Here is a 25,705-nt window from a genome sequence, read left to right on the forward strand (position 1 = left end):
TCTTGGCGTCTTGGCGGTAAAAAATCACCGCGCCCCGGGGTACGGAGCGCGGTGATACTTTCAGAGAAATCTCAGGCTTACGCCAGCACGCGCGGACGGGCTTGCCGCCAGGCTTCGCCCTGGGTGGCGATTTCGTAGGCGCGCCCGATGCGCAGAAGGATATCCTCGGAGAAATCGGCGCCCAGCAGTTGGATGCCGATGGGCAAGCCCTGCGCATCCAGCCCGGCGGGGATGGACAAGCCCGGCACTCCGGCGTGATTGGCAGGCACGGTCAACTGGTCGGCGTACTGCATCAGCACCGAATCGCCGTACACCGCCGCCATCTCGAAGGCGGTGGTGGGTGTGGTGGGCGTCAGCAGGGCATCCAGACGGTAGGCGCCGTTGCGGTCAAAGGCTTGCTCGAAATCGCGGCGGATGAGCGTGCGCACCCGCAAAGCCCGCTGGTAGTAGCGCGCGCTGTACTGCGCGGCGCTGACGTACATGCCCATCAGGATGCGCAGTTTGGGCTGGATGCCGAAGCCCTCGGCACGGGTCTTGCGGTACATCTCGCGCAGGTCAGCCACCGCCTGCGGGGTGCGGTAGCCGTATTTAACGCCGTCGTAGCGGTGCAGGTTGGATGCGGCTTCCACCCGGCTGATGACGAAGTACGCCGGGATGCCGTAGCGCGTGTTGGGCATGGGCACGTCCTCGATGATCTCCGCGCCCATCTGGCGCAGAAGGTCGGCGGCGCGGTACACGGCTTGCTCAATCTCCGCCGGCAGGGGCTGTTGTTCAAAACCGCCGTCCGGCGTGGGGTAGGTGATGCGGAAGTAATCCGGCGAAAGCCCGATGCGCAAGCCTTTCACGCCCTTTTCCAGTTCGGCGAGGTAATCGGGCACCGGCACAGTAGCGGTAGTGCTGTCTTTGGGGTCGGCTCCGGCAATGACCTGAAGCATCATCGCCGCGCCGCTGACGTCCTTTGCCAGCGGACCGGGGCAGTCCAGCGATGAAGCAAAGGCAATCAGCCCGTAGCGCGAGACGCGCCCGTAGGTGGGCTTGAGTCCCACCACGCCGCAGAAGGATGCCGGCTGGCGGATGGATCCGGCGGTATCGGTGCCGAGGCTCAGCACGGATTCGCCTGCCGCCACCGCCGTCGCGCTTCCGCCCGACGAGCCGCCCGGTACCCGCGAAGGATCCCAGGGGTTGCGCGGGGTGGGCTTGAACGCTGAAGATTCGTTGGATGAGCCGTAGGTGAACTCGTCCAGATTGACCTTGCCCACCAGCAACGCGCCGGATTGCTCCAGACGCTCCACCGGCGTGGCGGTGTAGGGGGCGGTGAAATTGGCGAGGATGCGCGAAGCGGCAGTGGTGGGGGTATCCTTGACGCAGAAGATATCCTTGATGCTCACCGGGATGCCTGCCAGCGCGCCGGGGTCTTCACCGGCGGCAAGGCGCGCATCCACGCGGCGGGCTTGTTCCAGGGCGCGCTCGTCGGTGAGGGTGATAAAGGCATGCACCTTTTGCTTGTCCTCTTCAGTCAGGTCGCTGTTCTCCAGCGCGCCCATGCGCCCTTCCACTTCGCCGATGCGTTCCAGGGTGGATTGCAGAATCTCCACCGCCGAGGTCTTGCGTTCGCGCAGTAAGCGGTACAGTTCAACAGCCGAAAGATCACAAAGTTCCATGTGGGTTCACTCCAGCGGGGTGGTGGGCGTTTCGGGGACGACGATGTAGCCGTCATCCACTTCGGGGGCTTGGGAGAGGATGTCCTGCGGAGCAGGGTAGGGGTGCCACTCATCGGCGCGCGGCGGCTGGCTGATTTCGGGGGTGTAGGCTACGCCGTGCGAGGTGATGGGGGTATCCTCATCCAGTGGAATGGCTTCCAGTTCGTGAATGGCTTTTAACTGATAATTCAACTGCCGGCGCAGGTATTCGGCTTCCTGCGCGTCCAGTTCCAGCGCGGCAAGTTCAACCAGATGGGCAAACAATTCGGGAGTAATTTCGTCCGTCATAGATCCCTTTCATGGGCTTGGGGGGTATATGGTGGAAACAGGCTCGGTAGGGGTTACCGGCGTTGGAGAAGGCGTTACCGGTGTGGAAGTGTACGTGGGCGGCACGGTGAAGGTGGGCGTGTTGGTGGGCGTGCGCGTATTGGTAGGCGTGCTGGTGCGCGTCGGCGTGGGGGTGAAAGTGGGCAGGCGGAAACCGGTCGCCGTGGGCGGCAGAGTAGAGGTGGGGCGCAGAGGGCGCGGCGTTGCCGTCGGCACTTCAAAGGGACTGGTGCGCGCAATGGTGGGCAGGGCGCGCAGGGTGGCGGTGGGCGACGGCACAAAGAGCGTCGGCACCGGTGTGGGCGGCGGGTAGGGGTTGATCATCACATAGGGGTTGATGAAGATGATGGAGAAAATCAGGATGAGGAACGCCATCCCTGCCAGCAAGACGATGGAGAGCACATCCCAGCCAGAAAGACGCATGAGTCACCTCCGCTGGTGTCAGTATATCCCAGACTGGGCATCTGTCAAGTTGAGCGGTGCATGAACGGCTTGCCCTCTCCCAGCGGGAGAGGGCAGGGTGAGGGCATGGATTCGATGTTGAGAAAACGATGCGGGCTACTGCGCCTTAAAAACGGCGGTTGGCTTTCCAGGCGTCCGTCCCGGGGGTAAATGCCGAGCCGACGGAATCGTTGTACGGGTTGCCGTCGTGGTTGCGCATGTGGTTCCAGGCGTTGTAGGCGATACCGCTCCGGATAATTTCTTCCCTGCGTTGTTTTTCTTCCTCTTCTTCCATGAAGAAACGGTTGGCTTTTTGTTGACTGTCCCTGTCCTGATCAACCTTGCAGACAAAATATATTCCAAGAGCCAATGCCAGAATGATAAGAAAACCTTCCATTATTTTCCTCCCTGTTTGGTTTTTGCTGGTTTTGTCCACCCTCACCATGGAAAAAGCCTGGAAAATCCTCCCTCGGCGCAGGGACAGCGCCGCCGCGCCGATGCCCGAAAACGCGCCCGTTTTCACGGCAATGGACGGAGCGGCTCGTCCTGCCCAAGGGACGATACAATATCCCCCCTTCCTCCGAAGGGAGTTGCGTATTTGTGTTAAAGACCTGTTCCGTCTGTGGAATCCGCCATCCCCGTGCGCCCCCTGCGGGCGGCGTCTTTCCCCCTGGTTTGTATCATCTGAATTGATTATAACCAAAAAATTACTTTTGGGAAGGATTTTTCACATTTGCTTGCTTTGCGCCTTTGCAGTAAAACAAACTTCTCTGAACGCTCGCCAGATGCCGTTTTGTGGTATGCTCAAAAGGAACCTGCCGAAAACAAGGAACGTCTTATTTCTATGAAGAAACTGCTCCTCTCGCTTGTGCTGATGCTCTGGGCGGTGAGCGCCTGCGCTCCCCGCATCCCCCCTGTCCCGTCCCTTCAGGCGCAGTCCCTGCCTGAAGCGACGCCTTCGCCCTCCCCTGCGCCCACTTTCACCGCCGTCCCCTCCCCAACGGAAACCCTTCCCGCGCCTGTGCCTTCATCGGGCAGTCTTCTGCCCTTCACGCAACTCACCCGCCTGGACGCCCTGAACGGCTGGGGGGTGCGCGATACCCGTGTCCTGCGCACTACCGACGGCGGACGCACCTGGCAGGACGTCACCCCCTCCGACCTGCACAGCGAGATGACGGTAACCCTCTCGGGCTTCTTCCCCTCGGCAGAGGAAGCCTGGGTGTGCCTGCCGGCTCTCGACCGCTACGACTCCGGCACGCTCTACCGCACGACAGACGGCGGGCAGACCTGGCAGTCGGCGCCCGCGCCATTTGGCTGGGCGAACTTCTTCCGCGCGCCGGCTTCCGCCCAAACCGTTCTGGCGCAGGTCTCTCTTCAGGGTTTGGTGGAACTGCACCGCACCCGCGACGGCGGGCAGACCTGGGAACTGGTGATGCGCTCCACGGCGGGCGATGAGGATGCCCCCGGACGCCTGCCGGTGGGCATGCACACCCAGTGGCAGATTGCCGCGCAGGATGAGCAAACCCTCTGGGCGGCGGGCATCTCCCCGGCGGTGGACGGCTTGTACCTCTACCGCAGTGGCGATGGCGGGGTGCGCTGGGAGCGCCGTCCGCTGGATTTGCCCCAAAGTCCCTCCGGCTTCTACGCCGAAGGATTGCGCTTCTTTGACGGGCAGAGCGGAGCCTTCTCCATTTTTTACGGCAGTGAGACCTTTCAGCGGGCTTTCTTCGTCACCCGTGACGGCGGCGCTTCGTGGCAGTTGACGCCAGGCATTCCGGCAGTGGGCAACACCTGGTCGGCACCCGATGCCCTGCACTGGTGGGTGTGGGATGGGGAGAACCTGCGCCTGTCGCAGGATGGCGGCTGGACGTGGCAGACTGCTCCCGCCAACCCGCCGGAGACACCGGAGTCGCTCGTTTTCAGCGACCCGCTAACCGGCTGGGCGGTGCAGTACGACGAAAACGGTCACCGCCTGTACGGCACGACCGACGGCGCGCAGACCTGGGAACTGCTGGCAGAGGATGTGCCGTAATCCTCACCGCGGCGCAAGGCGCTGAATCAGTGACCGGGCGTTCTCCGGCGCATAGCCCTCAAAATCGTTGTTGAAGAAGATGTACACCCGTTCGGCGACCTGTTCGACATGACGGCGCGCCAGCGCGGCAATTTCATCCAGTTCGGCATCGGTGTAGCAGTGGGCGTACCAGCGCGAGCGTCCGTGCAGGCGCAGGTAAGCCGTCCTGCCGGTCAGCCAGCCGCGCAGGGGCGCGCGCGGGGCGTCGGCATCGCAAAAGCAGGCGCCGCTTTCCTCCAGCAGGGCGCGGGTCTCATCGGTCAGCCAGCGCTCACTGCGGAACTCTACCGCCACCCGCGCGGGGTCGGGGAATGTCCGCAGGGCGGCGCGCAGGCGTTCGGGGTCGTAAGGGGTGGATGGGGCTAACTGCAGGAGAATCATGCCCAGTTGATTGCCCAGCAGGGCGGCGCTCTCCCAGAAAGCGCGGATGTCTGCCTCAACGTCCTGCAGAAATTTGTAATGGGTGATGGGTTTGGGCGCTTTGAGGACGTAAGTGAAGCCCTCCGGCGCCTGCTCGCGCCATTTGCGGTAGGTGCTTTCGCCAAAGGTGCGGTAAAAGGTGGCGTTGATTTCAACGGTGTCGAAGGTCTGCGCGTAGTGGGCAAACCAGCGCGTTTTGGGCAGGTTTTCGGGATAGAACAGTCCGCGCCAGTGGTCGTACGTCCAGCCGGACGTGCCGATGCGGTAGGGAGTGGAAGTCCCGTTCATGGGTTATCTATCCTGATTCTGCCATGAAAAAGAGGGGCTGTTAAGCCCCTCCGAAAGCCTTGGCAAAGCGAACGCCGAGCCTGCCGAACCATGCGCACACGCTTGCTTTGCGCTCCCTAGCGGTAAATGCCCTGCGGATCGAGTTCCTCGCGCAGGATGCGCAGTTCCTCTGCCGTGGGCGGCTCGGTGATGCGCAGGGATGGCGCCACCTTCAGCGCCCAGCCGGTGTTCTCGCGCGCCATCTCCACCGTTGCCCCGGCGTGCAGGGCGGTGAGAATCAGTTCCCCGTTCTCGTCCGGCTCCAGAATGCCCAGGTTGGTCACCACCGCCTGCGGTCCCTTGCCGCGCACGCCGGAAGCCTGACGCTCGCCCTTGCCGCTGAGGAAACCCGCCGAGGTGTGGAAGTCCACCCGCTCGGGGAAGCGCCGCTTCTGGTGCGGGGTCATGATGTAACAGCGGTTTGCCCAGGCGGCGATTTCCATGGAACCGCCGGAGCCGGGCAGGCGCACCTTGGGGTGGGCATAATCGCCAATCACCGTGGCGTTGATATTGCCGAAGCGGTCAATCTGCGCCCCGCCCAGAAAGCCCACGTCCACATTTCCGCGTTGCAGGTACAGGGTGAAGATATCGTACATACTGCACACCGCGGCGGCGCCGCTCACCAGCGTGGGGTCGCCGATGGAAAGGGGCAGGCGGTTGGGACGTGCACCGATGACCCCGGCTTCGTAAATCATGTACAGGTTGGGGGCGTGGGTGCGCCGCGCCAGGTTGCACGCCAGGTTGGGAATGCCCACGCCGACAAACACCACATCGCCATCGCGCAGAAGGCGCGCCGCGTTGATAATCATCAATTCGCTGGAAGTGTATGCCGTGTCCATAGTCTAGTATTCTCCGTAGTTCACCGGCGCGGCATAGCGCGGGGACACTGCCAGCCGCCGATGGGTTTCCTCGCCCAGTTTTTCCCAGTACTCGGCGCGGTCGCGCACGCCGTACACCCATTCTTTCAGGTAGTCCTGCACCGCCTCATCGCTCTCGCTGATGCGATCCCATTCCAGGTAGAAGGCGTTGTCGCGGTCGTAATATCCCTGCGTGTAGGAAGGGTGCGCGCAGTATGGCACATGGCACACCGCATCCACGATGAACTCGGGGATGATGGTACGGTTGGGGTCGGAGCGGATGACCTCTTCGGGAACGATTTCCTCGGCGGTGACAATGACGCGCTCGGCGGCAAAAGCGGCTTCTTTCTGCTCGCCCAGGATGCCCCAAATCTGGGCGTTGCCGTGCTCATCGGCGCGCTGGACGTGCACTACCGCCACATCGGGGTTGAGCGGTGGCAGGGCCATCACCTCGCGCCCGGTGTAGGGGTCGGTCAGGCGTTTGTAGTTGGGGTTGACGCGCTCCAGGTCGGGCGCGGCGGTTAGGTTCATCGGCAGGAAGGGCAGTCCGGCGGCGCCAGCCTGCAGGCGGGTAATCATGCCGAAGTGGGAGTACTCTTCCCATTCCAGTTGACCGGCTTCCAGCATTCGGCGCAGGACCTTCAGCGAACCCACCCCGGGGTTGCCCATGTAGGAAAAGATGATCTTGCGGGCGCATCCCGCCGCCGCCATCTGGTCGTAAATCAGGTCGGGGGTGGCGCGTGCCAGGGTGAGGTTCTTTTTGCCCTGACGGATGATCTCATGCCCTACGGCAAAGGGGATGAGGTGGGTAAAGCCCGCCAGATACACGGTATCGCCGTTGTGAATCAGGCGAGAGACGGCATCGGAGAGGGTGCAGAGTTTGGACATGGATTCAGGCTTTCTTCTTCCTTTGCATAAGTTTTTTGACGGTACGGAAACGGGCAGGCGGTTCGCCCGACGCCGGGCGCGGCGAGGTCAACCACAACGCCGTTCCCAGAATCAGACAAACCGCTCCGCCCGCAAACAAACCAAACTGCGGCTGTTCGGCAATGTCGGAAAAGACGAACAGCACCAGCAGAACCAAACCAACCGAGAAGAAAAAACTCCCTAAAGGTTTGCGCATAGCCTCACAGACGTTTGACCAGCGTGCGGATTTGCTCGTGCATGTACAGCGGCAGGTAGTACACCCCGCCGGCGTTCTTGCCCGAAGCCCCCGAAGCCTTCCACCCGCCGAAGGGTTGGAAGCCGGGCCAGGCGCCGGTGGTCGCACCCTGCGGGCGGTTGGCGTAGGTCACGCCGGCTTCGATGCGGTCGAAGAACCACTCCACTTCCTCGGGCGAGCCGTAGAAGCCCGCGGTCAGCCCGTACATCACTTCGTTGGCGCGGGTCATGGCTTCTTCCAGATTGCTGACTTTAGCGATGGTAGTGATGGGAACGAACATCTCCACCTGCCACAGGCGGTGATCGGCGGGCAGGTCGGCAACCAGCGTGGGGGTGACGAAGTAGCCCTTGGCGTACTCGCCCTCGGTGAGGATTTTGCCGCCGGTGAGAACGCGCCCGCTCTGGTGCAGTTCCTCGGCAAAGTTCTGGTAATCGCGGTAGGACGAGGCGTTAATGACTGGACCCATGTACACGTTGCGCGCGGTGGGGTCGCCGATGGTCAGTTTGTTGGTCAGGGCAACCAGGCGTTCCACCAGTTCGTCATAGACCGGTTCTTCAATGAACACCCGCGAGCAAGCCGAGCATTTCTGCCCCTGCAAGCCGAATGCCGAGCGCACGATGCCCACGGCGGCATCTTCCAGGTTGGCATGGCGCGAGACGATGGCGGGGTTCTTGCCGCCCAGTTCCAGAATGGTAGGGCGCACCCAGCGGCTTTGAGCAAAGTCGCGGTAAATCTTCATGCCCACGTCGTACGAACCGGTAAAGGTCACCCCGGCGATGTCGGGATGGTCAATCAGCGCCTGTCCGAGGGTACTGCCCGGACCGGTGACGTAGTTGAACACACCGTCGGGGATGCCGGCATCGCGCAGGCATTCCGCCAGCAGGCGCGCCGTCCACGGGGTATCGGTGGCAGGCTTCATGATCAGGGTGTTGCCGGTCACCAGCGCCGCCGCCGAAGGGCCGCCCGTCAGCGCGGCAGGGAAGTTGAAGGGGCTGATGACCAGCCAGACGCCGTAAGGGCGCAGAACGGAGAAGTTGGTGGACTGGAAGCCGGTCAGCGGGTCGCGTCCCATCTCCACGATGAAGCCGTTGTTCTTCTCCATCGAGTCGCAGGCATAGCGGAAGAGGTCGGCGGTCTCGGCAACATCACCGAGGGCTTCCATGCGGTTCTTGCCCACTTCCAGGGCTACCGCCGCGCCGATTTCAAAGATGCGCTGGTCAATCAGATCGGCGGCTTTGCGGATGAGCGCCACCCGTTCCTGCCAGGGGGTGTGGCTCCATTTGTAGAAGGCTTTTTTCGCCGCCGCCACCGCATCGTGGGCGTCCTGCACCGTGCCTTTCTGGAAGATGCCCAGGAATTCATTGGTATTAGCGGGGTTGTGGTCCACAAATTTCTCATCGGCAAAGCGTTCTTTCCCGTCAATGATCATGCCATATTCTTTTCCCAAACCGGCTTTGACCTTTGCCAGGGCTTCCTCAAAGCGGGTGTGCAGTTCTTCCGGCGGGTTGAACATGGTGGCGTAGGTCAACTTGAACGGGCTTTCAGCGGTCATAGGGGGATACCTCCTGAATCGGGTTAGATACGGATGCAATCGGCAGGGACTGCCTGCTTATAGTATAGCCACTGCCGGTTTTAAAGGCAAATTTTCCAGGGGGCTTCCCGACATTTGAGCAGAGGGTTGAGGGCACGCCGGCAAATTCGAGAACGTTCACCTTCGACTCTGTCAAATCCAAACCTTGGCGCGCATGTTACACTAAAACTGTCCAAAATCCCATTCTCTGGAAAGGCAGGTTGTTCATGTCGGCAAGTACCCCTACGAGAAATCTGGCGCTTGATCTGGTGCGCGTGACCGAAGCCGCCGCGCTGGCGGCAGGGCGTTACATGGGGCGCGGCGATAAAATTGCCGCCGACCGTGCCGCGGTGGAAGCTATGCGCTGGGTGCTGAACAGCATCGAAATGGACGCGGTGGTGGTCATCGGTGAGGGTGAAAAGGACGAAGCCCCCATGCTCTACAACGGCGAGCGGTTGGGGCTGGGCGTGCCTCCCGAACTGGACCTGGCGGTGGACCCCATTGACGGTACCCGTCCGCTGGCAATGGGCTTGTGGAACTCCATCTGCACCGTGGCGCTGGCGCCGCGCGGCAGTATGTTCAACCCGGGTCCGGCGCTGTACATGGAAAAGATTGCCGTGGGTGCCGAAGCCCGCGATGTGATTGACCTGAACGCCCCCGTGCGCGATAACCTGGAGAAAATCGCCCGCGCCAAGGATGAACGGGTGGAAGACCTGACGGTGGTCATCCTCGACCGCCCGCGCCACGAAGCCCTGATTCGCGAGGTGCGCGCCTGCGGGGCGCGCATCCGCCTGATTCCCGATGGCGACGTAGCCGGTGCGCTGATGACCGCCCTGCCCGAAACCGGCATGGACGTGCTGATGGGCATTGGCGGCAGTCCTGAGGGAGTCATTGCGGCTTGCGCCATGCGCTGTCTGGGCGGCAACCTGCAGGGGCGTCTGGTAGCCCGCACCCCCGAAGAGGAAATCCGCCTGCGCGAGCAGGGCTACGACCTCCAGCGCGTGCTGACACTGGATGACCTGGTCTCGTCGAACGATGTCTTCTTCGCGGCAACCGGCATCACCAGCGGCGACCTTCTGCGCGGGGTGGATTACTTCGGCAACGGCGCCACCACCGATAGCCTGGTCATGCGCGGGCTGACCGGCACGGTGCGGCGCATTCAGGCAACCCATCGGCTGGATAAATTGGGTAGAATCAGCCCCATAGCCTATTGAGGAGGGAACATGCTGGAAGAACGACCACTCACTGCCTGCCCTTCCTGCGGCGGGGAGATTGACCTGACCTATGCCGATGTGGGCGATACGGTCATCTGCGTGGTGTGCGGGGCGGAACTGCGCGTGCTCAGCCTTGACCCGCCGGATGTGGAAGAAATCGAAGCCTGAAAAAGTTGCCCACCCTCCGGGGAAAAGGAGGGTGGGCGTTTTGAGGGGGGAGTGAAGCGGGGTATCTGTCAGAGGAGCGACAGAATCTGGCTTGTTCAGGGTGCTTGTCCCTCCCTTTTGCCCGCCCCCCGGCAAGAGAGGGCGGGCATTACGAGGGGGAGTGAAGCGGGGTATCTGTCAGAGGAGCGACAGAATCTGGCTTGTTCAGGGTGCTTGCCCCCTCCCTTTTGCCCGCCCCCCGGCAAGAGAGGGCGGGCATTACGAGGGGGAGTGAAGCGGGTATCTGTCAGAGGAGCGACAGAATCTGGCTTGTTCAGGGTGCTTGCCCCCTCCCTTTTGCCCGCCCCCCGGCAAGAGAGGGCGGGCATCACGAGGGGGAGTGAAGCGGGTATCTGTCAGAGGAGCGACAGATGTTGTCAGTTAAAGAGCGCCAGAAAGGCTTCGACCACCTGCGGGTCAAAGTGACTGCCCGCACAGCGGCGCAGTTCGGCAAGCGCTTCGGGATGCGAGATAGCCGGGCGGTACACCCGTCCATCGGTCATGGCGGTGTAGGCGTCCACCACGGCAAGGATGCGCGCCCCCAAAGGAATGCGGTTGCCCGACAGCCCGTAGGGGTAGCCCGTGCCGTCAAAGCGTTCGTGATGTGCCAGTACCAGCATGGCAACATGCTCCAGACCGGAAAGCATGAGGATAATCTCGGCGCCTTTTAGCGGGTGAGTTTTCATCAGTTTCCATTCCTCGGCGCTTAACTCGGCAGGCTTGCGCAGGGTCTCATCGGGGATGCCCACCTTGCCCAGGTCGTGGAGAATCGCCGCCCAGCGCACGGCTTCCACCTCTTCGGGCGGACAGCCCATCTGGTGTGCGAGTTTTCCTGCCAGTTCGGTCATGCGGCGGCTGTGATCGCCGGTGTACAGGTCGCGCTGTTCCAGCATCGCAACCAGCGCGCGGATGGCAGTAACCTGACTCTCATGCAGGCGGGCGTTGAGCAGGGTGCGGTGGATGGCGGCGGCGGCCTGGTCGGCAATCATCACCGCCAAACGGATACGTTCTTCATTGAAAAGGGCTTCTTCTTTGCGCCAGTGGTCGCCCAGCACCATCAGCCCGATGGTCTCGTCCGCCACGCGCATGGGCACCAGGCAGAGGCTGTTCAAATCGTTCAATCCCAGGTTCTGACGCACCATGGGCGTGTAGACGAAATCGTAAGCCTGATACACCACTACACCCTGACTGTGAAGCGCCCGATGGTACTCGCGCAGAGCGGCGGGCAGGCGTTCCAGGCGGCGGCGCTGGAGTTCAGGCAAGCGCTCGTCGATCTCCACCAGGCGGGTAATCAGGCGCCCGTCTTCTTCGAGGGTGAGGATGCGGCAGTACACCACCTGCAACAGGCTGAGACTGTGGCGGGCAATGGTTTTGAGAATCTGCTCCAGACGGTTGGTCTGGTTCAGCAAACGGCTGAGGTTGAAAAGGTCGGCAAAATGCTCATCCAGCGTCGGGGCGGTGGACGTCTCGACGAGGTGCAGATTTTGCCGCAGGTGCTGGTTCAGTGCCATGGAGAGTTCTCCCATCATGTTCCTTTTCAACCCCGGGGCGTTCCCCCTCAACGCTGGGGGGTGACCGAAAAGAGGCGCAGGGCGCTGACCTGCAGGGCGAAATCCGCCAGGTCATCGGCTTGAATGGCGGCAAGTTGCTGTTGTTCCTCACCCTGCAGATGAAAGGCTTCGCCGCCAAAGCCGCTGGCAATGGCTTGCGCCGGATTGCTCAACAGCAAACGGCGGAAGTGCGGACTGATGACCGCCGCGGTGAGCAGGCGGCTCAGTTCCTGTTCAGGACGTGTTCGCGAGGGTCCGGTCAAGTTACTTTCCTGAAATGAGGTGACCATGCATCATCCTTCCTGAGCGGCAACCGGTGAAGCAGAGACCCGGGCAGGGGCGGGACGGTCTGCCAGTGACCACAGAGCGCGGATGACTCCCAGCGCCACCAGCACATCCCCCGGGCTGAATGCCGCCCGATTCCACCCGTAATGGATAAAGAAAATATCCGAAAGCACCCACAGGCGGGTTTGTTCCACTGGCAGGACGATGTCTTTTCCCGTGCCGAGGCGCGCGCCGATTTGCCAGAAATCGGGAGAGGCTTGCGGAAGTACCCGCTGAACCATCTCCGGGGAGATGGGCATCCAACCGCCGTTGAGCAGAATCACCAGCAGGTTGGATGCCAACCCCAGCGCCAGCAGAGGGAAACCGGGCTTGGAGACATTAGCCAGGGCAAAGAGCAGAAGCCCGATCTGCGATGAAACCAGAGCCAGAGATGCCCAGACATCCGGAATCTCGAAGCGGGTGGGAAGCACGAAGGCGAACCACTGCGGCAGGAAAGCCACGAAGAGCAGTCCCATCCAGCGCACATCGAAGGGGTGCAGTTCGCGGCGCAGAATCAGCGCGCGCAGCCCCACCGCCACCAGTCCCACCGAAAACGCTCCGAGCAGGATCATACCTGTGACTTAGTGGAAGAACCCACCGGCATCTTCCGGAGCACCGGCGCCCAGGATGAAAAGCACCAGCATCAGGGCGAAAACGACCAGCCGGACTTTGCGGCTATCGGCAAACAGGGAAACGAGCGTGGACATGTTTAACCTCCCGTCAAAAAGTTCTACTTTCATGGTAGCAGGGGGGAGGCATCAAAACAGGCATCAAAACGGTCGTTAATTTGGCAAAATGAGAACTTTCTAATGTTTAATTTCTTAATTTACTTCCTATTTTTAATAGGAATCGCCCATTTAACCCCGCTTTGACGCAAAAAAACTCCCGCAGGGTAGTCTGCAGGAGAGAGAAAGGCGAAGAAAGAAGTTTTACGGAGGGGCAACGGGAAAAGTGAACGTCCATTCCCCTTCCAGGGTGTCCCATTCTATAGATTCCATGGGACGGCGTAATACTGCATCATTTTGAAGCAGGAACAGCGGTAAACGTTCGATGAGTTTTGCAGGAAAGCCTTTGCGGGGGATACAACTCATGGTTAAATTCTCTCCACGCTGGCCCTGGATATCTCGAATCGGCTGACATACCTCTGGTTGACCGCTTTGTGGAGCGATAAGAAAACGTACCTGGAGGGTAAGAAATTCTTCGCCAGAGGCTGGTTGCCCGACAAAAAACAGCAGGTAAGAACAGCGTTCCACAACCTTGCTACCGGCATCCTGGCGCCAGTACATGGTACCTTCTTCGATGGGGAGCAGGTCCTGGCCGCTTATTTTGAGCAAGGGCGAAGTTTTCCTGAACGGGTTGCTTAGCAACCAATCACGCTGATCCGGGAGCGTGTAGCACAGTTCCACCCGGTAATGATCTCCCCATTGGGGGTATGCATTCAACCAGCGCATGGTGACTCCACTGGATTCAACCGGTGGTACTCTCGTTTCAGAGGGCATAAGGGTTGCGGTTGGGTGGGGAAAAGGCTGGCTTGAGCGTCGGAGGACAGTGTCTCCATAAATAAACATTACCGCGATTGCCAGAAGAATCCAGCCTAACAATAGCAATTTGGGATGAGCTTTTTGCATGGACTCAATCCTTTGGAGAAGTTTGGATTTACGGGATGGCTTGGTTTTGATCTCCTTGCGACTTTTGGTAAGGAAAAGACTGAATTATTCGGACACATCCTTGAAGATCCAGGACCCTTTGCGAGCATCGCTGGCAATGTCATGCGCCAACGCATTTGCTTCAGCCTGTGTTATTCCCCTGGGCCAGGAAACTGCATGGAATCCGCTGACGTGTGGCTGGGTAGCGCACTGAATCGAAATGCCGGGCTGGATGGCATCAATTTTCTTTTGCAGTGCTGCGCAGTCAAAGATTTCGGATTCTGATACCGATATTTTTGAGAGAGTAATCTGGAAAGGTGTTCCCGCCGGTACATTCTGAACAGGGAAAAGCAGGGCTTCGCAACGCAGATTGTACTGTCCATTGCTTCCTTTTTCGCGCGAGATCATTTGGGCTTCACTAACCGTATAGTCTTTGTCATTGATCCTGAGCAGGGTATCGGTAGGGGAGATGGAAATCAGCCAATCCCGCTCATCCGGTAAAGTGTAGCACACTTCAACCTGAAATTGGTCTTTGATCTGCCGACCGCCAAGCAACTCAACAGTTATATCACCAATGCGTGTTGGACCTTTGTTTAGACCTTGATCTTTTGTTACCGTATTCCCGGCGACTGTGTGGATGATACCGAAAAGGATCAACGCCAGTGCCATCAGAGAGGCTACGCCTGCAATGACCATCCCGGAAAAGGATGCGCGGATTGAAAGTTTGTTCATGTTTTCCTCCATTTCTACGGTGAAACAATCAATAGACAGCAGTACACTTGTCTGTGTCGTTAATCAGGTAATTCATGGGTGATGCGCCTACTTTTCCACAGGCCTGGTAACCCATTCCAAAGCGCTGGTTAGAATAAACGGAATACCCTGGGCCAAGATACACTGCACCATAATAGTAATAACGAAGCGTGGCATTTCCATAAAAGTTGATACTGGCTTTATTAATGGTTTTTGACCACCTTGTCTGACAGGTATCAGAAAAACGAAGTTGAACTTTGGTGTTCGTAAAAACCTTTCTATGTATTGTTGCGGCGTCCACATTGCATCCAGTCGTTCCCGGATCGGTGTTATTACACGCAGAGCCGCTACAATTCACTCCCTGAGCGCCAGTATTGATTTCAGGATCAGAAAGGATATTCGTAAAATGGCTGTGACTTACGCTTTTATATCCCTTTTGGAAGACCCCACCGGCATCTTCCGGAGCGCCGGCGCCCAGGATAAAGAGCACCAGCATCAGGGCGAAAACGACCAGCCGGACTTTGCGGCTATCGGCAAACAGGGAAACGAGCGTGGACATGTTTAACCTCCCGTCAAAGCGTTCTACTTTCATGGTAGCAGGGGGGAGGCATCAAAACAGGCATCAAAACGGTCGTTAATTTGGCAAAATGAGAACTTTCTAATGTTTAATTTCTTAATTTACTTCCTATTTTTAATAGGAATCGCCCATTTAACCCCGCTTTGACGCAAAAAAAAACTCCCGCAGGGTAGCCTGCGGGAGAGTATAAATACTCCAAAACCAGAAATCAACCCGAGCGTCTCACTTTACCAGGATGGGGAAGTGCGCCAGCACATAACTGTTAAAGTAAACAGGTGGGTTCCATGAACGATCGCCTAACCAGGAATGAAGATAACCGGGGTAGGGGTAGCCAATTGCTGTCAGGTTATGTTTTCCAGGGGGTAAGTCCTTGGGAACTTCAATGGGATAGGACAAATAGGTTTTGTTCACCACAGCCTGTACCGGAATTTGCAAACGAGTCCGTTGAGTAAGTTTATCATCCCAGAAAACTAAAATGTCCATGGGTAACCTTTGTTCTCCGGGAATCTCTGTGCTGGTTTGCCCCCCTAGAGTCAGGTAATAGGTCAACAGATCACCCGGGCGCACTTCATCATAGTAGTACAGCCATTGGGACTCTCCAAAGCGGGGTTTGTATCCTACCAGCCTTGCGCTCAAGACACTCACTACCTGGTCCGGGGCAGGAGTGCGAACCGAGGGCGGCCAGTCCTCAACGGATTGGGGAGAGTCTGAAGTAACCCACAGGAGCTTTTTAAATTCAATCGGACTATCGCGGTGCCCTAACACGTCCGTTTCATAGGTGGTTAACTTCACCTTTCTTTCGGAAACATAGAAGTTTAAGCCGGGTTCAACAATGGCTGTCATGATCAGGGTATGCAATCCTTCGGGGAGAGGGTCCATGAAAAAACGAAAAGCCTGCCACTTGTTGCGTTCCAGGAAAAGGCTTGGACGTTTTTCTATGCCCTGAGATGTCTTGATGATCACCTGTTCTCCATCTAATACGGTCAGCATTCCGAGGTTGCGGTCATATTGATGAGTATTGAAAAACAAGATAAATCCCATTAAGGGCTTCCCCGGTTTGATGACGATGGACGGACCCACCTGTAACTGTTCAGGACTATTCCCCGCTACCGAGACCACATGAATGGATTGCCAGCCATCTTGGGTTATCGATTCAATTCCCTCAATTTGTTCTTGAATTAATGGGTCGTTGAAATAGGGCATAGCATCCTCAAGAGGGACAGGCTGTAATTCCAGGGCAAAGGGGAATTCCTTCACAGGGAAAGATTGAATTTCCATTTTCTGTCCCAAGATGTTGCAACTGGATAGTGGGAAAGCTCCCAGTAGCAGGATGAGAAAATGAACAAATTTTGAAAAGCAGTTCATACAAGGGTTCCTTATGGCTCGTAATGGGTTTGTCTTGCTTCACCTGAGGTTTCTTCACCTGTTGACCATTTCCAGAAGGCTTGAGTAACAGAGGTATAGGTAGCAGGTTTAAGAGCCAAAGCAATCGTAGCTTTGGGTGTAGGTCCGCAGGAGGTTCCTCCAAATGGGCCGTGAGTTTCTTTCCATCCAGAATCCTGGCCGCGGTCGTTATATCCTTTTGATTTGCACGTAATCCAACTTAAGCCGGGTTGTCGGAAATTAGCCTCTGCCCATCCATCCGTCTTTACAGCACCCAGGTGATAAGGGAAGTAACGATTCACGATGGTCATCTTCTCCCCATTCGGTCCAGGAACAACTCCATCAGATGCGGCCCTTAAAGCGTCTTTATTGGGTTCAATCTCTTCGATCACAGTGATGGGAGAGGAGGCTCTTCGTTACTGGCGAAAACGAAACCAGATGTAGCGAAAGAAAAAAGCACCAGCATCAGGGCGAAAACGACCAGCCGGACTTTGCGGCTATCGGCAAACAGGGAAACGAGCGTGGACATGTTTAACCTCCCGTCAAAAAGTTCTACTTTCATGGTAGCAGGGGGGAGGCATCAAAACAGGCATCAAAACGGTCGTTAATTTGGCAAAATGAGAACTTTCTAATGTTTAATTTCTTAATTTACTTCCCATTTTTAATAGGAATCGCCTATTTACCCCCGCTTTGACGCAAAAAAAACTCCCGCAGGGTAGCCTGCGGGAGAGAGGGGAGTAAAAACATCTTTCCAGTTTAGAAAAACTTATTCCCTGTTTTTAGTGGAGGCAAGGAAAAAATAAGTGGAAACGAAAGGTCCTAATCCGATGAAGATGGACAAAAAGATACCCAAAGCAAAGCATGTACGCTTTTTTTGAAGAGCCACATATATGGCAATTGCAGGGTAAAGCAGAAATACCAGGAAGCCCAAAAACATCACAATCTCATCGCTTGTCATATCTTTTGTTTCTCCGATCTTTTGCCAGAGGATGCGCGGAAAGTTTTCACATGAATTCGATGAGAGCGTAAATTATGCAGACTTCAGACAGTTTTGTTAGAAAAGTAAAGCCCTTCTTTTTTACAGTAATCGGCCATCCACAAGATGCAAAACACGATCGCATGTTTTTGCTATCCGTTCATCGTGTGTGGCTATCAGTACAGAACATCCTTGATCTCTCATGGATAAGACAAATCCCATGATTTCTTCAGCAGATTTTCTATCCAGCGCTGCAGTAGGCTCGTCTGCCAGGATCACCGAGGGATGATTGATGATTGCGCGAGCGATAGCCACCCGTTGACGCTCCCCGCCGGACAGAAAAGATACGTTTTTATGCACAGCCCAATCCAGATTAAGTTGCTTCAGAAGTTGCAATATCCTGCTTTGACGTTCCTGTCGTGAGGGTTTGATGCGCGCATATTGAAGGGGAATCATGACATTCTTTTCAACAGTTTCATTCTCGATCACAGCGAACTCTTGATGGATATATCCAAAAAATTCATTGCGCAATCGCGCTCGACTGCGCTCATCTTCCTCAACCGGTTTGCCCTGAACCAGTACACATCCGCTGGTGGGGCGAATGATTAACCCCAGAATACTCAACAGAGTTGATTTTCCACTTCCCGAGGGGCCCATCAGGGCAAGGCATTCGCCGGGGAAGAGACTGATGGAAACATCTTTCAGGGCAACAACTTGACTTCGTCCGTTACCATAAAGTTTAGACAGATTGTGGGCTTCAAGGAGCGTTTTCACACCTACCAGCCTCCCAAACCTTCCTTTTTTAGCACTTCGTGGACCAGCGTGTGCCATAAGAAAGCAAACACAATCACCAGCAAGATCATCACCCATATGGGGGCATTGGGTTCAAGAGCTCCCGCTATGACAAGAAATCTCTGTAAGAGAAAAAGCAAAGCCGTTTCGGGGAGCAATATCACTGCAGCCAGGAAACCTCCAATACGCAAACTGATGTGCCATGGAGTTGCTCCGTACATCTGCCGAATTTTAAATTCACGCCGTTCCTGTTGTATGGCTAAACGCGCAGATGACACAAAAGTCATCAGCGCCAGGACAAGAAATGCCACCATGCCCACAAGATACATCGCAGAACGCATCATAATTTCGCGGAATTGCTTTGGTTGTTCCATGGAAACCTCGTGGGGGACGAGAAACAAGCCCCCTCGTGCCGCTCCGGAAATGAATTCGTATACCATGGAGTCGGTTGGATCCAACAAAACGGTGCGGGTAATCAATTCCTCCTGTTCAATTGGATGAAGAACAGGAATCACTTCTGTCGGAGCGCGAATGACGATGCGATGATCCAATGGCAAACCTGCGGCATTGACATCAAAAAACGCGGCGCCTCTCGGGAATATCTGCTTTACCAGAATCTCTATTCCCCCTACGTTTATCGAGTCTACAGCATCGCCGCGAACCTTGGCACCCCGTACCGCACATGGCACAGGAACGCACAGGTGCATCTCCGGAAATAAATTGGGAACAACGTCGCCGAACAGGATTAATGTGGGATATCCTCCCGCAAAATCAGGATCATCCAGAGCCATATTATATACAATGGAAGTGTATGCTCGTTGCTGGTCTATCCAGTTCATCAAGGATTTCACGGTTGCATCCTCTATCCGACTGACCTCACCGCCTTCGGGATAATACGCGGTAAAGAACACCGCATGATGTTCTCGCAATGCTCTTGCTCCTCTTAGGACATATCCTTCTGACAGAACATCGCTCAGAGCAAAAGACAATACCACTGTAGCAAGAGTGATCATACCTGCAAGCATGAACATCACAGGCCAGCGGCGAAAGGCTAGAAGGAAACCATCCCTGACTTCATCCAGTAAGGCTTCTCTCATATCCAAAACGAACAACGACGAAAAGTGTAGCCAGCCACACTCCAACAACGATGAAGAAGGTAATGCCAATTGTGCTCACAATGGTCAACACTTCCGCTGGAGATAACAGAACCTGGCTTATTGCGGCAACCAGAATACCGGCAACCAGCCCTCCCAGTGTGGTGCCGCACACCAGCCCGGGCAATCCAACCAGAAAATTTTCCCACACAAGGTCATCTGGCAAGGCACCATGCCGCACCCGAATGCCAAACTCTCGCTTACGGCCGTGAAGGTAGAGAAGCCAGTAAAGCAACACACAACCCCACGCAGCCAGCAGAAAGAAACCAGGAATGACCATGAGGGGATTCTGAATCAAATATAAGTAGAATGGAAGTTTCGTATTGGACTGGGCAACAAACCCCATTTGATATAGCATCCTGACAATCTGTTGTGCTTGTGCGGGATCGGCAGTGTTGAAAGTGTACTGTCCCTCCGGGAGTAATTCTCCCCCCACACATCTGGCGTATTGAAGGGTACCAGCGCGGTGCGGGGCGCTAATGATTCCTCTGACGATTGCACCCTGCGGCAAGAAGGGAACGTTGAGCGATGATATCCACAGTTTCTCGGAGTAGGTTCCCCGGAAAATATAGGCATCCATCCCTCCAGGGTGAGTGTCTTCAGATGGACATCCCGGGAACCAGGTAACCAGATGGTGCGGGTCATACACAACAATTTCTGGACGTCCATCGCCGGAGGAGGACACTATCAGCGTCAGAGACTGATCGCGGAGGTAGGCTTTCAATTTCTCTTGTACCGCACTGGCATCCGCAGTGGCAACCCCTTGCGCTCGTTTGATCAATCGCAGGACTGTGACCTCCCCCGGCAAATCAAACGTTATTTCTTTCCAGGAATCGAGTGTCCATTGAAATGCCCATACTGCAAACATGCTCAGAATGCCCAGAAAGAAACTGGTCAAAAAGAGACGCACTTTCATCAATTCATTTTACCACCACACAAAATCATAAAAGTACCTCGTTGTGTACTGGTCACCCCAAAGAGGAGAATCCCAAACAGAATCCTGCCTTGAACGAATCGTACAGTCTTGCGGTGATGTGGCTTGGGAAGTATACATCCGTCCTGTATCTAGCGGCGGACCGGCTTGACGGGTAAACCGATGGTAGCCTTGTTTGGCATGGTTTCCATTATCGTTGTAGCAGGCTTGAATCTGAATATATCCGTTCCACCGTGCGCCTCCCAGGGTTTCCCAGGCGTAGGCGTAATTCATTCCGCCCGCCAGAACAGTAATCGTAATCACAAACGCTATACCAATTGCGATGATTCCGGAGAGCAGTTTCTTTTGCATATCTAACCTCCTTTGAAAAACAGTGTGAGAGATTTCACTTCCCATCAAAAAGTTCTATTTTCATGGTAGCAGAGGAGAGGCATCAAAACAGGCATCAAAACGGTCGTTAATTTGGCAAAATGAGAACTTTCTAATGTTTAATTTCTTAATTTACTTCCTATTTTTAATAGGAATCGCCCATTTAACCCCGCTTTGACGCAAAAAAACTCCCGCAGGCTACCCTGCGGGAGAGAACATGAAAAACCAAGCCTGCCCGGAGAGACGCTCCGGCTGGGAGGTTTTACCGTTGGGATGTTTTCTCAGGACTGGAAGAACACCTTGCGGGGTTGCCAGAGGTTTTCCTCGGGCAGGTACTCCAGCAGTGCCACCAGTTCACCCAGCACGCTGACGCCGCGCACCATGTTGCCCGGCACCGGCTCTTCGGCGGGGATGCGGTGCCCATGTCGCACTTCCTCAACCTGCTTGTCGGTCAGTTCCAGGGCGGGCCAGTCTGCCAGGGCTTCGGCGGCAGGGATGAGGTACTGATACCAGGTGCCGTCCTGGAAGGCTTCGCGCAGTTTGCGCAGAGGCACGGCATCGCGCAGGGTAAAGCGCCCGCTTTTGGTGCGCCGTAAGCCTACCAGGTGCGCGCCGCACCCCAGCACCTGCCCCAAATCGTGCGCCAGCGAGCGCACATACGTCCCCGAGGAGCAGTAAATGTCCACCACTGCCTCGGGCGGCGCCCATTCCAGCAGTTCCAGGCTGTACACTTTGATCTTGCGCGGCGCCAGGTCTACCTCTTCGCCTTCGCGTGCCATCTCGTAGGCTTTGCGTCCCTGTACCTTGATTGCCGAGTAGGGTGGCGGTACCTGTTCGATTTCGCCCACAAACTGTTGCAGGGCTTGCTCGAACTGCTCTTCGGTGATGCTCTCTACCGGCACCGAGCCGGAGCCGGTAATCCGCCCATCGGCGTCGTAGGTATCGGTGCTTGTGCCCAGCCGGATGATGGCCTGGTAGCGCTTATCGGAAGCCGAAACGTACTCGCTCAGGCGCACCGCCGGACCAATGAGAACGACCAGCACGCCCGAGGCGCGCGGGTCCAGCGTGCCGGTGTGCCCGGCACGGCGAATGTTGGTGCCTTTGCGGATGATCTGCACCACGTCGTGCGAAGTCATGCCGACCGGTTTATCCACTACCAGCACCCCCGAAACCGTATTGCGAACGTCCATTGGGTTTTCCATCATGTCACTTCACTCCCCAGTTTTCAGACACCCTCTGTCCATAGATTTTTCCGCATACCGGTCAAAAAGGCACATGGTCCTTTTCATTGTCCATTCGATTTCGACATTTCTCTGGCATCCCGGAGCAGTTGTTCGGTTGCCGCCAGCACCTGCTGACGCACTTCCTCAACCGTGCCGGGAATCTCTGCCCCCGCCGCTGCGGGATGACCGCCGCCGCCGAACTGCACCGCCAGCGCCGAAACATCAATGCCCGGGCGCGAGCGCCACGAGACCTTCACTTTACCCTCTTTCTGTTCGTTGAACAAGACCACGATGTCGCACTCGGTGGAAGAGAGGAAGTTGATTAAGTCAGCGTCGTCGTTGCCGTTGTAGCCGGTGGCTTCACGGTCCTGCTGATACAGCACCGTCCAGAACAAGCCGTTTTTGCGCTGTAAACGTTCCAGCCCAAAGCCCCAAAAGCGCACGGCTTCAAAAGACTTAAGGAGCAGAGCCGCGCGGTAAAGTTCCGGCAAGTCTGCCCCCCTGTCCATTAAATCTGCCGCCAGACGTAAGGCTTTGGAGGTGGTGTTGGATGTACGGAATCCTATTGTATCCGTAATGATACCGGCAAGCAAGGCAGAAGCAGCATCTTTTTCCAGCGGGAAGCCCCAGGCGGGCAGTTGCTCTGCCAGGATGGCAGCGGTTGCTACGGCATCGGGTTCCACCCAGTTGAGGCGGGCAAAGCGCGTGTTGGTGATGTGGTGGTCAATGTTCACATCCACCTGCGCGTTTTCGGGCAGTCCGCCGGTGCGGGGAAGGTCGGAAGAATCCAGCACCACCAGCAGGTCGGCTTCTTCGGCGGCACTGCGCACAATTTGAGAACTTCCCGGCAGGAAGCGCAGGGGCGCCGGGACGCCGTCAGGCAGAATCATTTGCACCTGCTTGCCGGCGGCTTGCAGGCTTAACCCCAGCCCCAGCATCGAGCCGATGGCATCGCCATCGGGGCGGATGTGGGTGAGGATGCGGATTCGGCGGGCATGTTGAAGGGCTTGTGCGGGGGAGTCGTACCGCTCCAGTCCGTTCATGCTTCGTCGTCCTCATCCTCCGGCGGGGTTGGGGTGGGGCTGGCGGGTGAGGCGCCTTCCTGCTCGCGCAGAGATGCCAGCAAACGCTCGATGTGATCGGCGCGTTCGGGGGTCACATCCCAGTGGAAGCGCAGGCGCGGGAAGGTGCGCAGTTCAATGTTTGCCGCCAGGGCACTGCGCAGGAAACCGGCGGCGTGTCTCAGCCCTTCCAGTACTTCCTCTTTGCGGGCTTGTCCTTCCACCGCCGAGACGAAAATATCGGCGTATGCCAGTTCGCGGTCCACCTTAACATCGGTGACCGAGATGCCCGCCAGGCGCGGGTCGGCTACTTCGCGCACCAGCAGTTCCGCCAAATCCTCGCGGATGCGGTCTTCGATACGTTTCAAGCGAATTTTCGAGGGCATGGTCTTACCTACCTGTATTTCTCTCCCAGCGATTGAGAGACTATGCGTTCTTCTCAATCACGTAACATTCAATGACGTCACCCGGCTGAATATCGTTAAAGTTGCGGATGCCGATCCCGCACTCATAGCCGGTGCGCACTTCGCGCACGTCGTCTTTTTGAATCTTCAGCGAGGCAATCTCGCCATCAAACAACTGTTTGCCATTGCGGTACACGCGCACCCTGCCGTTGCGGCGGATTTCCCCTTCCGTCACCCGGCAGCCTGCCACGTTGCCCACCTTGGAAATGGTGAACACCGCCAGCACGTTGGCTTTGCCCACCACCACCTCTTTCGTCTCCGGTTCGAGCATGCCTTTGAGGGCTTTCTCCAGGTCTTCGGTCAGGCGGTAAATGATGTCGTACAGGCGGATGGAGACGCCCTCGGCTTCCGCCAGGCGGCGGGCACTGCTTTCTGCCTGCACGTTAAAGCCCAGGATGATGGCTTTGGAAGCGCTTGCCAGCAGGACGTCGTTGTCGGTCACGTTGCCCGCTTCGGCGTGCAGAATGTTGACTTTAATCTCGCCCTTGGGCAGGTCGTTGATGGAGTTGATAATCGGCTCCAGCGAGCCCTGCACATCCACCTTGAGGATGAGGCGCAGTTCCTTTTCCTCGCCTGCCTGTACCCGCGAGAAGAGTTCCTCGAGGGTGGCTTTGGGGGCGCGGGCGGCTTTCGCCGCGGCTTCCTGTTTGCGCTGTTCCACCACCGCGCGGGCTTCGCGTTCACTATCATAGCGGGTGAAGAGTTCGCCCACTTCGGGGACTTCGCTCAAGCCCATCACCTGTACGGGGGTAGAGGGACCTGCGGCGCGAATCTTGCGCCCGCGGAAGTCGAACATGGCGCGCAGTTTACCGTAGGCTGTCCCTGCCACAATGACATCGCCCACTTCCAGGGTGCCGTTCTGCACCAGCAGGGTAGCGATGGGACCACGGCTTTTATCCACCTGGGCTTCCACCACCGTACCAATCACTTTGCCTTTGGGGTTGGCGCGGATTTCAATGCCCTCAGCGGTGAGCAGGATGGCTTCCATCAGATCTTCCAGCCCGATGCGCTGTTTGGCAGAGACGGGCACTACCAGGGTATTGCCGCCCCACTCATCGGGGACGAGGTCCAGTTCGGCTAACTGACGTTTGACGAAATCGGGATTGGCGTCGGGGCGGTCAATCTTATTCAGGGCTACCACAATGGGAACGCGCGCGGCGCGGGCGTGGGCAATGGCTTCGCGGGTTTGCGGCATCACGCCGTCATTGGCGGCAACCACCAGAATGACAATGTCAGCACCCTGTGCACCGCGGGCGCGCATGGCAGTGAAAGCGGCGTGACCGGGGGTATCCAGGAAGGTGATCAGGCGCCCTTTATGCTCCACCTGATAGGCGCCAATGTGCTGGGTAATGCCGCCCGCTTCGCCTTCGGCAACGTTGGTGTTGCGGATGGCGTCCAGCAGGGTGGTTTTGCCGTGATCCACGTGACCCAGAATGGTCACCACCGGAGGACGAGGGATGAGGCTCTCGGGCTTTTCACTGAGGATAATGCGCCGCCACAGGGGAATTTCCCCCGTCTCGACCTTTTCTTCTTCTACAAGGCTTTCGGGAACGGCTTCAAAACCCAGTTCCGAGACGACAATGGCGGCCGTATCGAAGTCAATTTGCTGGTTGATGTTTGCCATCACCCCGTTGGACATCAGGATTTTAATCACCTGAATCGGGCTGGCTTCGGTGCGCTGTGCCAGTTCGCGCACGGTGATGCTCATGGGAAGTTCGATTCTCTTGCGCCCGTTGTCACTCATGTTCACCTCCTTGATAATCGCATTTCATCCCCTCTACGGGGTTCGTTTTTCTGCGGCGATGTCCGGGAGGCAACCTGGGTTACAGGACGCACAGGAAGAATCAAACCTTCATGGCATCATCTCATTCCCCTGCTGTCCTGTAAGGGCTGTGGAGGACTCGCCTGCTTCCTCCTGCGGGAGTTGTGCGGCGTATGCCATCAACTGCTCCCGGTCTTCGTCGCTCAATTTGGTCTTCAGGGCATGTGCCAGCGCCCCTTTGAGAGCGCGTTCCCAGCACGAGCGCAAGGCATGAACGTAAGCCCCGCGTCCCGCCGCTTTGCCGGTGGGATCGAGGCGCACCCCCTGCGCCGTGCGGACGACACGCACCAGTTCCCGCTTGGCGAGAACCTGGCGGCACCCTACACAGGTGCGCTGAGGCACATGCTTGACCCGTTGACCCGTTTTCTTCGTCACCTCTGCATT

At 57.2% G+C, this 25,705-nt stretch carries 31 protein-coding genes; 3 read left to right on the forward strand and 28 right to left on the reverse strand.

The window, feature by feature from the left end:
- Positions 1-77: 77 nt before the first annotated feature.
- From gatA to ANT_RS01005, 4 genes are all read right to left on the reverse strand, one after another.
- Positions 78-1,661 (reverse strand): Asp-tRNA(Asn)/Glu-tRNA(Gln) amidotransferase subunit GatA, encoded by a 1,584-nt coding sequence (gene gatA, locus ANT_RS00990; protein WP_013558627.1) that lies wholly within the window; start codon positions 1,659-1,661, stop codon positions 78-80.
- A gap of 6 nt (positions 1,662-1,667) precedes the next feature.
- A complete protein-coding gene (locus ANT_RS00995; protein ID WP_013558628.1) occupies positions 1,668-1,988 on the reverse strand; it encodes an Asp-tRNA(Asn)/Glu-tRNA(Gln) amidotransferase subunit GatC in 321 nt (106 codons plus the stop codon).
- A 9-nt stretch (positions 1,989-1,997) separates the two neighbouring features.
- A complete protein-coding gene (locus ANT_RS01000; RefSeq protein ID WP_013558629.1) occupies positions 1,998-2,450 on the reverse strand; it encodes a hypothetical protein in 453 nt (150 codons plus the stop codon).
- Positions 2,451-2,595: 145 nt separating this feature from the next.
- Positions 2,596-2,865: a hypothetical protein gene (locus tag ANT_RS01005; RefSeq protein ID WP_013558630.1), complete on the reverse strand. Its 270-nt coding sequence runs from the start codon at positions 2,863-2,865 to the stop codon at positions 2,596-2,598.
- A 447-nt stretch (positions 2,866-3,312) separates the two neighbouring features.
- Between ANT_RS01005 and ANT_RS01010 the strand changes: the two genes are divergently transcribed.
- The gene (locus ANT_RS01010) at positions 3,313-4,500 is read left to right on the forward strand and encodes a beta propeller repeat protein (RefSeq protein WP_013558631.1); all 1,188 of its coding nucleotides are present in this window, start codon (positions 3,313-3,315) and stop codon (positions 4,498-4,500) included.
- A gap of 3 nt (positions 4,501-4,503) precedes the next feature.
- On the opposite strand, the gene ANT_RS01015 is transcribed toward ANT_RS01010, so the two are convergent.
- From ANT_RS01015 to ANT_RS01035, 5 genes are all read right to left on the reverse strand, one after another.
- A complete protein-coding gene (locus tag ANT_RS01015; protein WP_013558632.1) occupies positions 4,504-5,247 on the reverse strand; it encodes a DUF72 domain-containing protein in 744 nt (247 codons plus the stop codon).
- A gap of 116 nt (positions 5,248-5,363) precedes the next feature.
- Positions 5,364-6,125 carry a CoA-transferase subunit beta gene (locus ANT_RS01020; protein WP_013558633.1) on the reverse strand — a complete coding sequence of 254 codons (762 nt, stop codon included), beginning with the start codon at positions 6,123-6,125 and terminating at the stop codon, positions 5,364-5,366.
- Between the two features lie 3 nt (positions 6,126-6,128).
- Positions 6,129-7,031 carry a CoA transferase subunit A gene (locus ANT_RS01025; RefSeq protein ID WP_013558634.1) on the reverse strand — a complete coding sequence of 301 codons (903 nt, stop codon included), beginning with the start codon at positions 7,029-7,031 and terminating at the stop codon, positions 6,129-6,131.
- A 4-nt stretch (positions 7,032-7,035) separates the two neighbouring features.
- The gene (locus ANT_RS01030; protein ID WP_013558635.1) at positions 7,036-7,266 is read right to left on the reverse strand and encodes a hypothetical protein; all 231 of its coding nucleotides are present in this window, start codon (positions 7,264-7,266) and stop codon (positions 7,036-7,038) included.
- A gap of 4 nt (positions 7,267-7,270) precedes the next feature.
- Complete coding sequence (locus ANT_RS01035) at positions 7,271-8,857, reverse strand: L-glutamate gamma-semialdehyde dehydrogenase (protein ID WP_013558636.1); 1,587 nt, start codon at positions 8,855-8,857, stop codon at positions 7,271-7,273.
- Positions 8,858-9,102: 245 nt separating this feature from the next.
- On the opposite strand from ANT_RS01035, the gene glpX reads away from it, so the two are divergent.
- Together glpX and ANT_RS17220 are read left to right on the forward strand one after the other, a co-directional pair.
- Entirely contained in the window at positions 9,103-10,089 is a 987-nt protein-coding gene (gene glpX / locus ANT_RS01040; RefSeq protein WP_013558637.1) for a class II fructose-bisphosphatase, read from the forward strand.
- Positions 10,090-10,098: 9 nt separating this feature from the next.
- Complete coding sequence (locus ANT_RS17220) at positions 10,099-10,257, forward strand: hypothetical protein (RefSeq protein ID WP_013558638.1); 159 nt, start codon at positions 10,099-10,101, stop codon at positions 10,255-10,257.
- A gap of 416 nt (positions 10,258-10,673) precedes the next feature.
- On the opposite strand, the gene ANT_RS15905 is transcribed toward ANT_RS17220, so the two are convergent.
- The 19 genes from ANT_RS15905 to ANT_RS01125 all read right to left on the reverse strand — a co-directional run bounded on the left by ANT_RS15905 (position 10,674) and on the right by ANT_RS01125 (position 25,696).
- Positions 10,674-11,807 (reverse strand): HD-GYP domain-containing protein, encoded by a 1,134-nt coding sequence (locus ANT_RS15905; RefSeq protein WP_172634555.1) that lies wholly within the window; start codon positions 11,805-11,807, stop codon positions 10,674-10,676.
- Between the two features lie 47 nt (positions 11,808-11,854).
- Complete coding sequence (locus tag ANT_RS01050) at positions 11,855-12,136, reverse strand: hypothetical protein (RefSeq protein WP_013558640.1); 282 nt, start codon at positions 12,134-12,136, stop codon at positions 11,855-11,857.
- A 3-nt stretch (positions 12,137-12,139) separates the two neighbouring features.
- A complete protein-coding gene (locus ANT_RS15910; RefSeq protein ID WP_013558641.1) occupies positions 12,140-12,742 on the reverse strand; it encodes a DUF5317 domain-containing protein in 603 nt (200 codons plus the stop codon).
- 9 nt (positions 12,743-12,751) lie between these two features.
- Positions 12,752-12,877, reverse strand: coding sequence for a hypothetical protein (locus ANT_RS17965; protein ID WP_013558642.1), 126 nt, complete (start codon positions 12,875-12,877; stop codon positions 12,752-12,754).
- Positions 12,878-13,099: 222 nt separating this feature from the next.
- Positions 13,100-13,621, reverse strand: coding sequence for a hypothetical protein (locus ANT_RS01060; protein WP_041454463.1), 522 nt, complete (start codon positions 13,619-13,621; stop codon positions 13,100-13,102).
- A gap of 261 nt (positions 13,622-13,882) precedes the next feature.
- Positions 13,883-14,548: a hypothetical protein gene (locus ANT_RS01065; RefSeq protein WP_013558644.1), complete on the reverse strand. Its 666-nt coding sequence runs from the start codon at positions 14,546-14,548 to the stop codon at positions 13,883-13,885.
- 28 nt (positions 14,549-14,576) lie between these two features.
- Positions 14,577-15,125 (reverse strand): DUF2690 domain-containing protein, encoded by a 549-nt coding sequence (locus ANT_RS16895; RefSeq protein WP_172634556.1) that lies wholly within the window; start codon positions 15,123-15,125, stop codon positions 14,577-14,579.
- A 240-nt stretch (positions 15,126-15,365) separates the two neighbouring features.
- Positions 15,366-16,421 carry a hypothetical protein gene (locus tag ANT_RS01075; protein WP_155817945.1) on the reverse strand — a complete coding sequence of 352 codons (1,056 nt, stop codon included), beginning with the start codon at positions 16,419-16,421 and terminating at the stop codon, positions 15,366-15,368.
- Positions 16,422-16,519: 98 nt separating this feature from the next.
- Positions 16,520-16,837: a hypothetical protein gene (locus ANT_RS17225; protein ID WP_172634557.1), complete on the reverse strand. Its 318-nt coding sequence runs from the start codon at positions 16,835-16,837 to the stop codon at positions 16,520-16,522.
- Positions 16,838-16,914: 77 nt separating this feature from the next.
- On the reverse strand, positions 16,915-17,055 hold the full coding sequence (locus tag ANT_RS17230) for a hypothetical protein (RefSeq protein WP_155817947.1): 141 nt from the start codon (positions 17,053-17,055) through the stop codon (positions 16,915-16,917).
- Positions 17,056-17,604: 549 nt separating this feature from the next.
- Positions 17,605-18,276 (reverse strand): ABC transporter ATP-binding protein, encoded by a 672-nt coding sequence (locus tag ANT_RS01085; RefSeq protein WP_013558650.1) that lies wholly within the window; start codon positions 18,274-18,276, stop codon positions 17,605-17,607.
- A 2-nt stretch (positions 18,277-18,278) separates the two neighbouring features.
- Positions 18,279-19,391 carry a cell division FtsX domain-containing protein gene (locus ANT_RS01090; protein ID WP_013558651.1) on the reverse strand — a complete coding sequence of 371 codons (1,113 nt, stop codon included), beginning with the start codon at positions 19,389-19,391 and terminating at the stop codon, positions 18,279-18,281.
- On the reverse strand, positions 19,369-20,364 hold the full coding sequence (locus ANT_RS01095) for an ABC transporter permease family protein (RefSeq protein ID WP_013558652.1): 996 nt from the start codon (positions 20,362-20,364) through the stop codon (positions 19,369-19,371). The genes ANT_RS01090 and ANT_RS01095 overlap by 23 nt, the downstream gene beginning before the upstream one ends.
- A gap of 9 nt (positions 20,365-20,373) precedes the next feature.
- Positions 20,374-20,733, reverse strand: coding sequence for a hypothetical protein (locus ANT_RS01100; protein ID WP_013558653.1), 360 nt, complete (start codon positions 20,731-20,733; stop codon positions 20,374-20,376).
- 299 nt (positions 20,734-21,032) lie between these two features.
- Positions 21,033-21,956 carry a tRNA pseudouridine(55) synthase TruB gene (gene truB, locus ANT_RS01105; RefSeq protein ID WP_013558654.1) on the reverse strand — a complete coding sequence of 308 codons (924 nt, stop codon included), beginning with the start codon at positions 21,954-21,956 and terminating at the stop codon, positions 21,033-21,035.
- Between the two features lie 80 nt (positions 21,957-22,036).
- Positions 22,037-23,017 (reverse strand): DHH family phosphoesterase, encoded by a 981-nt coding sequence (locus ANT_RS01110; protein WP_013558655.1) that lies wholly within the window; start codon positions 23,015-23,017, stop codon positions 22,037-22,039.
- Positions 23,014-23,421 (reverse strand): 30S ribosome-binding factor RbfA, encoded by a 408-nt coding sequence (rbfA, locus tag ANT_RS01115; protein WP_013558656.1) that lies wholly within the window; start codon positions 23,419-23,421, stop codon positions 23,014-23,016. The genes ANT_RS01110 and rbfA overlap by 4 nt, the downstream gene beginning before the upstream one ends.
- Before the next feature lie 40 nt (positions 23,422-23,461).
- Positions 23,462-25,243, reverse strand: coding sequence for a translation initiation factor IF-2 (gene infB / locus ANT_RS01120; RefSeq protein WP_013558657.1), 1,782 nt, complete (start codon positions 25,241-25,243; stop codon positions 23,462-23,464).
- Positions 25,244-25,351: 108 nt separating this feature from the next.
- Entirely contained in the window at positions 25,352-25,696 is a 345-nt protein-coding gene (locus ANT_RS01125; protein ID WP_013558658.1) for a YlxR family protein, read from the reverse strand.
- Positions 25,697-25,705 lie beyond the last annotated feature (9 nt).

Source organism: Anaerolinea thermophila UNI-1 (genome assembly GCF_000199675.1).
Taxonomy (GTDB): Bacteria; Chloroflexota; Anaerolineae; order Anaerolineales; family Anaerolineaceae; genus Anaerolinea; species Anaerolinea thermophila.

Bases quoted from the DNA above. Each gene is read 5' to 3' on its own strand.
- ANT_RS01095 (WP_013558652.1), bottom strand. From the start codon at position 20,364: ATGAAAGTGCGTCTCTTTTTGACCAGTTTCTTTCTGGGCATTCTGAGC.
- rbfA (WP_013558656.1), bottom strand. From the start codon at position 23,421: ATGCCCTCGAAAATTCGCTTGAAACGTATCGAAGACCGCATCCGCGAG.
- ANT_RS01015 (WP_013558632.1), bottom strand. From the start codon at position 5,247: ATGAACGGGACTTCCACTCCCTACCGCATCGGCACGTCCGGCTGGACG.
- glpX (WP_013558637.1), top strand. From the start codon at position 9,103: ATGTCGGCAAGTACCCCTACGAGAAATCTGGCGCTTGATCTGGTGCGC.
- truB (WP_013558654.1), bottom strand. From the start codon at position 21,956: ATGATGGAAAACCCAATGGACGTTCGCAATACGGTTTCGGGGGTGCTG.
- ANT_RS01050 (WP_013558640.1), bottom strand. From the start codon at position 12,136: ATGGTCACCTCATTTCAGGAAAGTAACTTGACCGGACCCTCGCGAACA.
- ANT_RS01005 (WP_013558630.1), bottom strand. From the start codon at position 2,865: ATGGAAGGTTTTCTTATCATTCTGGCATTGGCTCTTGGAATATATTTT.
- ANT_RS01110 (WP_013558655.1), bottom strand. From the start codon at position 23,017: ATGAACGGACTGGAGCGGTACGACTCCCCCGCACAAGCCCTTCAACAT.
- ANT_RS17220 (WP_013558638.1), top strand. From the start codon at position 10,099: ATGCTGGAAGAACGACCACTCACTGCCTGCCCTTCCTGCGGCGGGGAG.
- ANT_RS15910 (WP_013558641.1), bottom strand. From the start codon at position 12,742: ATGATCCTGCTCGGAGCGTTTTCGGTGGGACTGGTGGCGGTGGGGCTG.
- ANT_RS00995 (WP_013558628.1), bottom strand. From the start codon at position 1,988: ATGACGGACGAAATTACTCCCGAATTGTTTGCCCATCTGGTTGAACTT.
- ANT_RS01065 (WP_013558644.1), bottom strand. From the start codon at position 14,548: ATGAACAAACTTTCAATCCGCGCATCCTTTTCCGGGATGGTCATTGCA.
- ANT_RS01035 (WP_013558636.1), bottom strand. From the start codon at position 8,857: ATGACCGCTGAAAGCCCGTTCAAGTTGACCTACGCCACCATGTTCAAC.
- ANT_RS01025 (WP_013558634.1), bottom strand. From the start codon at position 7,031: ATGTCCAAACTCTGCACCCTCTCCGATGCCGTCTCTCGCCTGATTCAC.
- ANT_RS01060 (WP_041454463.1), bottom strand. From the start codon at position 13,621: ATGCGCTGGTTGAATGCATACCCCCAATGGGGAGATCATTACCGGGTG.
- ANT_RS17965 (WP_013558642.1), bottom strand. From the start codon at position 12,877: ATGTCCACGCTCGTTTCCCTGTTTGCCGATAGCCGCAAAGTCCGGCTG.
- ANT_RS01090 (WP_013558651.1), bottom strand. From the start codon at position 19,391: ATGAGAGAAGCCTTACTGGATGAAGTCAGGGATGGTTTCCTTCTAGCC.
- ANT_RS01075 (WP_155817945.1), bottom strand. From the start codon at position 16,421: ATGGAAATTCAATCTTTCCCTGTGAAGGAATTCCCCTTTGCCCTGGAA.
- ANT_RS16895 (WP_172634556.1), bottom strand. From the start codon at position 15,125: ATGTCCACGCTCGTTTCCCTGTTTGCCGATAGCCGCAAAGTCCGGCTG.
- infB (WP_013558657.1), bottom strand. From the start codon at position 25,243: ATGAGTGACAACGGGCGCAAGAGAATCGAACTTCCCATGAGCATCACC.
- ANT_RS15905 (WP_172634555.1), bottom strand. From the start codon at position 11,807: ATGGCACTGAACCAGCACCTGCGGCAAAATCTGCACCTCGTCGAGACG.
- ANT_RS01030 (WP_013558635.1), bottom strand. From the start codon at position 7,266: ATGCGCAAACCTTTAGGGAGTTTTTTCTTCTCGGTTGGTTTGGTTCTG.
- ANT_RS01020 (WP_013558633.1), bottom strand. From the start codon at position 6,125: ATGGACACGGCATACACTTCCAGCGAATTGATGATTATCAACGCGGCG.
- ANT_RS17230 (WP_155817947.1), bottom strand. From the start codon at position 17,055: ATGTCCACGCTCGTTTCCCTGTTTGCCGATAGCCGCAAAGTCCGGCTG.
- ANT_RS01100 (WP_013558653.1), bottom strand. From the start codon at position 20,733: ATGCAAAAGAAACTGCTCTCCGGAATCATCGCAATTGGTATAGCGTTT.
- ANT_RS01010 (WP_013558631.1), top strand. From the start codon at position 3,313: ATGAAGAAACTGCTCCTCTCGCTTGTGCTGATGCTCTGGGCGGTGAGC.
- ANT_RS01000 (WP_013558629.1), bottom strand. From the start codon at position 2,450: ATGCGTCTTTCTGGCTGGGATGTGCTCTCCATCGTCTTGCTGGCAGGG.
- gatA (WP_013558627.1), bottom strand. From the start codon at position 1,661: ATGGAACTTTGTGATCTTTCGGCTGTTGAACTGTACCGCTTACTGCGC.
- ANT_RS17225 (WP_172634557.1), bottom strand. From the start codon at position 16,837: ATGACCATCGTGAATCGTTACTTCCCTTATCACCTGGGTGCTGTAAAG.